The organism is Pseudomonas sp. MF6767, assembly GCF_016405475.1.
GTDB lineage: Bacteria > Pseudomonadota > Gammaproteobacteria > Pseudomonadales > Pseudomonadaceae > Aquipseudomonas > Aquipseudomonas paracarnis.
In genome coordinates this window covers 33,116-40,451 of sequence record NZ_JAEKCY010000034.1, presented here as the reverse complement: position 1 = coordinate 40,451, position 7,336 = coordinate 33,116, and the positions used below count along the sequence as shown (strand labels likewise).

General features: G+C 58.2%; 5 protein-coding genes. 3 read left to right on the top strand and 2 right to left on the bottom strand.

What is annotated here, in order from left to right:
* Window positions 1–105: 105 nt before the first annotated feature.
* The gene (locus JFT58_RS29250) at window positions 106–1,293 is read right to left on the bottom strand and encodes a tyrosine-type recombinase/integrase (RefSeq protein ID WP_233095467.1); all 1,188 of its coding nucleotides are present in this window, start codon (window positions 1,291–1,293) and stop codon (window positions 106–108) included.
* 152 nt (window positions 1,294–1,445) lie between these two features.
* Window positions 1,446–2,360: a LysR family transcriptional regulator gene (locus tag JFT58_RS29245; protein WP_014718389.1), complete on the bottom strand. Its 915-nt coding sequence runs from the start codon at window positions 2,358–2,360 to the stop codon at window positions 1,446–1,448.
* A 269-nt stretch (window positions 2,361–2,629) separates the two neighbouring features.
* On the opposite strand from JFT58_RS29245, the gene JFT58_RS29240 reads away from it, so the two are divergent.
* The 3 genes from JFT58_RS29240 to JFT58_RS29230 all read left to right on the top strand — a co-directional run bounded on the left by JFT58_RS29240 (window position 2,630) and on the right by JFT58_RS29230 (window position 7,223).
* Entirely contained in the window at window positions 2,630–3,652 is a 1,023-nt protein-coding gene (locus JFT58_RS29240; protein ID WP_032891964.1) for a zinc-dependent alcohol dehydrogenase family protein, read from the top strand.
* 706 nt (window positions 3,653–4,358) lie between these two features.
* Entirely contained in the window at window positions 4,359–5,783 is a 1,425-nt protein-coding gene (locus JFT58_RS29235; RefSeq protein WP_169918923.1) for a hypothetical protein, read from the top strand.
* Window positions 5,784–5,819: 36 nt separating this feature from the next.
* Window positions 5,820–7,223 (top strand): aminotransferase-like domain-containing protein, encoded by a 1,404-nt coding sequence (locus JFT58_RS29230; RefSeq protein ID WP_054898099.1) that lies wholly within the window; start codon window positions 5,820–5,822, stop codon window positions 7,221–7,223.
* The last annotated feature ends 113 nt before the right edge of the window (window positions 7,224–7,336 follow it).

Below are 7,336 nucleotides of genomic sequence, written 5' to 3'. Positions count from 1 at the left end.
TTCTTTTCGGTCACTTGTTTGACCGCCTGGATTTTGAATTCTTCGGGATATCGCTGGTTGCTCATGGCACCTCCTAATGGGCCTCATTTTAAGGCTTGGAGGTGTCTACGAAACTAGGGGCGATTCATACACAGCCCCCAATGCACCTGGCATTCGGTGAGATAACGACAGTTCTAGCACGATTGGATCGATACCTAAGTGCTCATGGGCAATGGTGCGGTAGGTGGCGCGAAAGCCGTGGGCAGTGATGTCGTACTCCGGCCAGATACGCTGAAAGGACTTGAGCATGGAGGTCGGATTAATGGGGCGGCCTGGATAGACCGGCGAGACGAACACCCATCCTTTGCCTTCTTCATCCACAACACGGGTTTTACTTAGCGCGCGTAACAAGACCAAGGCTTGCTCGGGCAACGGTACGATGTGCTTGCTCTTGTCCAGATGCTTGGTCTTGCTCACTACGTAACGCCAATCGGCGCCCACCAAGTCGACATCTTCCCAGCGCATCTGCACCAGTTCGCCAGGGCGGACTGGCAACATGACCAGCAGACGCATTGCAGTGGCAACGCTGCCGTCGTTGCAGTCATCCAAGCGCAGAAGAAACCTGCCCAGGTCGGATGGCCTTTCGATTGCAGGGTTGCTCGTGACGATGTGGCGGATCTTCAACTCCTCGATGTTGCTGAGCGCCACGTTGCGCTCTACCCAGCCACGTCCCTCGGCAAAGCCCAGGATGGCACGGATAATGGTGCGCACGCGCCGGGCCATCGCCATAATACGCTGGCGACGCAGCTCGGTAATGATCGTGGTGATGTGCTCCAGCTTGATCTCGCTGACAGGTTTTTTGCCAATGGCAGGCAAGATGTGGTTGTTCAGCGCTCCGCTAAATCCCGAGATGGATTTGGTCACCAGTTCGGCAGACTTGAATGCCAACCATTGCTTGGCTACATACTCGAAGGTGCGCACCTCGTTGAGGAGTTGCGCCTCGATTTTGGCGGTCTTGGCCTTGAGCGGAGCGGTGTGGTTAGCCACGTCGCGGCGTGCACCGCGGGCAATGTCGCGCGCTGCTTTCAGGCCAATTTCGGGGTAAGCGCCGATTGAGAAGCGGTTTTCCTTGCCATGCAGCCGATACTTCAACCGCCAGAACTTGGAAGGGGATTTGCCGACCTTGCTTGACGCCCTTACCTCCAAGTAGAGGCCAGGAACTTCGCCATCGGCGTGTTTGCCGGGTTCGGTCAGCGAGCGGATCAAGGCATCGCTGAGTTTTCGTTTGAAAACAACCGCATTATCTGGGGGCATCGGTGGGGGCATCCTTTTTAAGGAACCGAAATTTGCCCCCAATTATGCCCCCATGAGTCATGGAAATCATTGGATTTAGACAGGCGGCAGTGGACTAAAATTACCAATAAGTACTTGTTATAAAAAACTTTATGGAATTTACTGGAACTCCATTACAAGCTATCGGGGTCCCCAAAAAACATCTGAATCCGCGACCTCAACCACCGCTCCCCCGGATCATTATCCTGCGACCCCCGCCACGCCATGTGCAGCTCAAACGAGCGCACCGGCAACGGCGGGTCCTCGGCACGCAAACCACCCGCTGACGTCAGCGCTTCCGCCGCATAATCCGGCACGGTGGCCAGAATGTCCGTACCCGCCAGCAACGTGCCCAGGCCATTGAACTGCGGCACCGCGAGCACTACGTGGCGCTTGCGGCCGAGTTTTTCCAGTTCTTCATCGATAAACCCGCTCAAGTCACCGGCAAAGGACACAAGCGCGTGGGGCCGTGAGCAGAAGTCGTCCAGGCTCAGCGAGCCCGGTACGCTGTCGGCGCGCAGCAGTTTGGGCAGGCTGCGGCGCAGTACCTTGCGCTTGGCGTTGGCGGGCAGGTCGGCGGTGTAGCTGACGCCAATGGAGATTTCACCGGAGGCCAGCAGGCCGGGCATCAGGATGTAATTGACGCGGCGTACCACCAGCACAATGCCGGGGGCTTCGGAACGCAGGCGTTTGAGCAACTGCGGGAGCAAGGCGAACTCCACGTCGTCGGACAGGCCAATGCGAAACACGGCGGTGCTGGTGGCCGGGTCGAATTCGGCGGCGCGGCTGACGGCGGTGGAGATCGAGTCCAGGGCCGGGGAGAGCAGGGCGAAGATTTCCACGGCGCGGGCCGAGGGTTCCATGCTGCGCCCGGTGCGCACGAACAGGGGGTCATCGAACAACCCGCGCAGGCGTGACAACGCTGCGCTGATGGCCGGCTGGCCGAGGAACAATTTCTCGGCGGCGCGGGTCACACTGCGCTCATGCATCAAGGTTTCGAATACGATCAAGAGGTTAAGGTCGACACGACGCAGGTCGTTACGGTTCATCTTGTGTCCTGGAAGAGTCAGCAAACTTGATGTGAGCGGTCACGTACCAACCCCCTGAGGTTCGCTTCAGAAGGATGACCGGCATGAATCTTACGGGGAAAGGCTGGTACTCTGCACCGGCTAATTGATTTTTCCTACGATAGTTGAGGTGTGTTCCTCGCTCGCGGAATCAATGACAGGCATGTCGACTATTAATGGTGACCGGTGGTCTTACCCCCAAAGCCCAGATAAAGTTCATGGCATTAGAGGTTACTTTGACGAGGTTTGCGATGTCCCGCACGATCCGTTTTCACAAGTTTGGTCCGGCCGAGGTGCTCAAATGCGAAGAGCATGCGGCCGCGCAGCCCGCACCGGGCGAAGTGCAGGTGCGTGTCGACGCGATCGGCATCAGTTGGTACGACATTCTGTGGCGCCAGAACCTGGCGTCTTCCCACGCACGCCTGCCTTCTGGCCTGGGCCATGAGATGGCCGGGGTTGTGGTTGCCCTGGGCGATGGCGTGGATGACTTGGCGGTCGGCGATAAAGTCGCCAGTTTTCCGGCCGAGAGCCCCAATGATTACCCGGTGTATGGCGAGCAGATCGTCTTGCCCCGTTCGGCCCTGACCCGGTACCCGGATGTCTTGAGCCCGATTGAAGCCAGCGTGCATTACACGCCGTTGCTCATCGCGTACTTTGCGTATATGGACCTGGCGCGGGTCAAACCGGGCCAGTTTGCCCTGGTGACCGACGCCAGCCACTGTGCAGGCCCTTCGTTTGTGCAGTTGGGCAAGGCGCTGGGTGTGCGGGTGATTGCCGCCACCAAGGACAGTGCTGAACGTGAATACCTGCTGTCCCTCGGGGCGGAAAAGGTCATCGTTACCGAAGAACAGGACCTGCTGATGCAGATCAACAAGTTCACCGACAACCGTGGCGTCGACGTGGTGTTCGATGGCCTGGGTGGCCCGCAGATGTCGCTGCTCGGTGATGTCCTGGCGCCGCGTGGCAGCCTGGTGCTGTATGGCCTGCAAGGTGGCAACCAGACGCCGTTCCCGGCCTGTGCGGCGTTCCAGAAGAACATTCAGTTCTTTGTGCACTGTATCGGCAACTTCACCGGCAAGCCGGAGCTGGGCATTATCCAGGACCAGGTGGCGTTGCAGCGTGCGTTGCGCGATATCAACCAACTGACAGCCGACCGTGTGCTTGTCCCACTGAAAACCACGGTATTTCCGTTCAGTCAGTTCGTCGAAGCGCACCGATACATGGATGAATGCCCTTGCCGCGAACGGGTGGCGTTGCAGGTTGAAGCTGTTTGAGCTGTAGGAGTATTCGCAAATGAATACTCCGGCGCCTGAGCTGATGAGGCAAATGCGCCATTTGACAGGGCTTAACCCGCACCGGGGTTGAGCCGCCGCACGGGCGCTGCGCCCCGTAAACAATACCGTTATTGCCCTACGCCGCCCTGAAATCCAGTGCGGCGCTGTTGTGTGGGCGTCATTTAAGTTGGGTTGGCAGGCCATCTGAACTGCTTTTCGACGCTGTTCTGTATCTGTTAATCATTGTTTGAGTGCCGATAATTGAGCCTTCTTTGTCATCTCAAGGATTGAGCCATGATTGAATGCCGGGCATTAACATCTCGCGCTTGCGGAACTAACGATGGTCTGATTTTTTTTTCGAAAAGTACAAAGTGTGCACCCCGTCGTTTTGCAAGAAGCCAGGATGAGTGGATGATTAATATTTGTCGGATGCTTCTCTAATTTCTTAGTTAAAGCAGTGTAGGACGTTGTCAGAGCCTTCCTAAGGCTGGCGGTCTTTGGCGTTGTAAGGCGCGCAGCTACGTGGTTCACGTCCTGGGATAGTCATCGACTGTTCTTTTGGTTGTACCTGCACTTTTGTTGCAGAGTGCTAATGTTGAATCCATGTCGTGCTGCGCAACGGATGACAAGCCTACAAGTGTAATAGGTCGAGCGCTCCTGTGTGGTAGTTGCTCGAAACTAATATTTCAACTCAGGTAGTAGAACGATGAGCACTATTCACGAACAAGCCATGAGCTATGTTTACCAGCAAGTTTTGCAACGTTTAGTGGGGCACTTTACCCGTGCTGAACGTACGGTGCTTCAATTGCTGATCCAGCGAATCGTGGTGGCCGCCGGTGGCATGGAGCAAGTGGGGAATTACAAAGTACTGATCGGGCACGGCGGCGGCGCAGTCAGCAGCTACACCTTGGCGATGCTGCGCGCTGCGCAACTGACCATTGCTGGGCGCGCGCCCAAGACTTTTCATTTGCGTGTGGCCACGTTGCGGCACGCGGGTATGACTCAGGCCACGCTCGATTCGCTGCACCACGGCTACGGCGCGCTATTTTTCCACGATGACCCACGGGTGGAACTGTTGATGGTGGAAAACCACGAAGTGCTGCCCTTCAATCATCAACGGCCTGCGGCCAGTGCCGGGCGTGAAGTGAGCCGGCGCAACAAGCTGATGATCGGGCACCTGACGTCCGGCGACATTCGTGCCACCCTGTGCAACGACACTTTTTTGGCCCTCGGCGATTTCTACCAGCGGGTCGCCACCTGGAATGGCGGCGTGCATGCTCTGGTCAGCGGCGACTCGGTGCGCAAGCAAAGCCAATATATCGCGTGGCTGAAAAAAAGCGCCTTGGCAACCGGCCTGACATTCGCACCCGCTAACCCGTCGTCGCTCAGTGCATGGTTTGCACGCATGGAGGAATGGAGTGTCGGTTGCTACCGCCACCTGTATGGCGAGCACTACGCAGGCGCTGAGATTCCTGGCCGGGGCGGGCACCGTCATGTGGCATATATCGGCATTGCCGACCTGCTTGACGACGTGGACGTTGCCCAAGCGCCACTGCTCACTCAATTCCTCGCCCACAAGCGGGACCCATTCGAGTTCCACTTCAGCCATCCTGCTTACCCCAACCCTTTACTCATGGCGCATATGCATGGGTTGCAGGCCCAGTGCCTGCGCGAACTCTCCTACGAACATGGCGTCGAGGGGTTCTTGCGTCAGGCGGCGGACTACCTGCATCGAAGACAGGTACCTGTTGCGTTGATCACCGAAGCGTGTGCTCTGCAGGGCCAACTGTTGTCTACAGCTTGTGCTCAGGCGTTCTCTGGCCTGGACGAAAGCCAATTGACCTGCCTGGTGTTCGCGCCGTTCGTCCAGCATGGCGAACGTCTGGAGGGTTACTTGCGTCAATGCCATCCCGGCATGCTGGTAGCGCTCCCCGAGCTCCACAAGGCCCTGCAGGGCAAGCCCGTCGCGGACATGCTGCACCAGTGGCTGATGGATATCAGCGGGTTGTCGCTGCCGTTGTTGCAGCACCTGTACCGCAAATGCCCGCTGCCGGGCAAACGCAGTGCGCGTGTATGTGAACCTCGTTTCAAGCGGTCCAAGGCTCGTATCACTCAAATGTCGGGACGCTAGTCGCGTGTATTCACCTATGGAAACTGGTGATCAGCGATGAACCTGAGGGGAGAGCGACAGGCAGACTTTGCCTATCAGGCGGTGTATCGCTACATGATCAACCTGATCAATGAAGTCAGCCGGGAAGCACCGGTCAAGCTACCGTCCCTGCGCCAGTTGGCGACGCGGTTGAACGTGTCAATCTCGACGATTCAGTACGCTTACTCGCTGTTGGAAAAAGAAGGGCGAGTGTACTCGGTGGCCAAGTCCGGCTACTTCGCCTGGCCCGTGGCCGCAACCATGCCCATCATGGCGGGTACGGACTTGCTCGAGCGCTTGTATACAGCCGCCCGGCGCCCGGCGATGGTTGTGCTCAGCAATGATGAACCGGCGCTGTTGGGGTCCCTCGATGGCGCGTTGCTGGCGCTGGAGCGCCAACTGGTGCGCCGGTATCCCCATCATCTGCAACCGTCGCAACCTTGTGGCGTGTGGGAGTTGCGTGCTGCATTGGCAGCACGTTATACCGCGTCGCCCACCCATTGTTGGCAAGCTGATGAGGTGTATATCGGTGCCGACCTTCAGGGCGTTCTGGAAATTCTCGTTGATGCCCTGGACCTTAAAGGCACGGTGGTGGTAGTTGAATCGCCGTGCGATTACCTGGTCTTGCGCCTGCTACAGGCCGCTGGCGTGCGGGTCATTGAATGGCCCTGGCGTGCCGACGGCCGCCCGGACTTGACCACATTGGAGCACCTGCTGCGTCATGAACCAGTGCACCTCGTGCTGCTCTCATCCGTGGTCAGCATGCCTTCGGGTAACGCCATGACCGACCCCGAGCGGCTGCACGTAGCGCGACTGCTCGACCAGCACGGCTGCTGGTTGCTGGAGAACGATACCTTCGGTGACCTGAGCTTTGCGCCGCCCGGGCCGGCCTTGCGCAGCCTGGTCAACCCAGAGCGGCTGATCGTGTTTTCTTCGTTCGAAAAGGTGTTGGGCCCGGAAGCCCCCTTTGGTTACCTGCTGGCGCGGCAGATGAGCAGTGAATTGCAGCGTCAATTCCTGCTGCGTTCGTTTCGACTGTCCGCCATTCGTCAACGCGCCATTGCCCGGCTTTATGAAAGTGGGCGGTTTGATCAGCACCTACAGACGCTGCGTCAGCGCCTTCACGAGCAGGCCCACGCCATGAGTCACCGCTTGGATGTGCGTCTGCAAGGGTGTGTGCATTACCGCATGCCCGTGGCCGGGGCGAGTTTTTGGTTGCAGTCGACGGCGCCGGTGGATATGCGCCTGGTGTTTCAGCGCATGCTCGCCCAGCAGGTGGTGATTGCCCCAGGCGAACTGTTCAGCCTCAGTGGTTTGCATCACCAGCATATGCGCTTGAGCCATACCTTCAGCGGCCATCCCAACCTGGACATCGCCCTGGATACGCTGGCGCAGACGCTCCTGCAGGCGCAGACCGAGTAGGAGCGAGCTTGCTCGCGAAAAACGTCAACGATAACGCGCGCTGCCTGAATAAACGCGGCGCCTGTGAGTTTTTCGCGAGCAAGCTCGCTCCTACAACTATCCAATGTGTGAGC

What these genes read in the sequence shown, in the direction of transcription:
- JFT58_RS29250 (WP_233095467.1), bottom strand. Translation starts at nt 1,293, where the DNA reads ATGCCCCCAGATAATGCGGTTGTTTTCAAACGAAAACTCAGCGATGCC.
- JFT58_RS29240 (WP_032891964.1), top strand. Translation starts at nt 2,630, where the DNA reads ATGTCCCGCACGATCCGTTTTCACAAGTTTGGTCCGGCCGAGGTGCTC.
- JFT58_RS29245 (WP_014718389.1), bottom strand. Translation starts at nt 2,360, where the DNA reads ATGAACCGTAACGACCTGCGTCGTGTCGACCTTAACCTCTTGATCGTA.
- JFT58_RS29235 (WP_169918923.1), top strand. Translation starts at nt 4,359, where the DNA reads ATGAGCACTATTCACGAACAAGCCATGAGCTATGTTTACCAGCAAGTT.
- JFT58_RS29230 (WP_054898099.1), top strand. Translation starts at nt 5,820, where the DNA reads ATGAACCTGAGGGGAGAGCGACAGGCAGACTTTGCCTATCAGGCGGTG.